We start from the raw sequence: 266 nt of genomic DNA, 5'->3' as shown, positions 1-266 counted from the left end.
CGTGGAACCAAGGCTGACCAAGGCGTTGACCGTCATGGACCCTTCACGCAGCCAGCAGTACCGGTAGTCCCAATTCCTCGTTCCGCCGAAGCCTTCGCGCAGGGACGTTGTGGGGGCCGCCAGCACAGCGCCCGTGGGCTCGTGAACCAGCGACTTCAGCACCAGCGCCGAACGGCGCACCAGCGACGGTTTCATGCTGGGAAGCTGGAGCGTCTTGACCCACTCCCGCGCAACCTGCCCGACGGCGGCACGCCGGTGGGGCTCTC

General features: G+C 67.3%; 1 protein-coding gene. It reads right to left on the bottom strand.

Annotation, left to right across the window (positions count from 1 at the left end; translation table 11 throughout):
* A partial coding sequence (locus tag SB847_RS21270; RefSeq protein WP_410578629.1) for a glycoside hydrolase family 15 protein occupies window positions 1–266 on the bottom strand: 266 nt, incomplete at both ends.

It is taken from the genome of Bacillus sp. SIMBA_026, from assembly GCF_046535335.1.
GTDB classification, from domain to species: Bacteria; Bacillota; Bacilli; order Bacillales; family Bacillaceae; genus Bacillus; species Bacillus velezensis.
The sequence above is the reverse complement of the archived record's forward strand: the minus strand, read 5'-3'. Positions and strand labels throughout refer to the sequence as shown.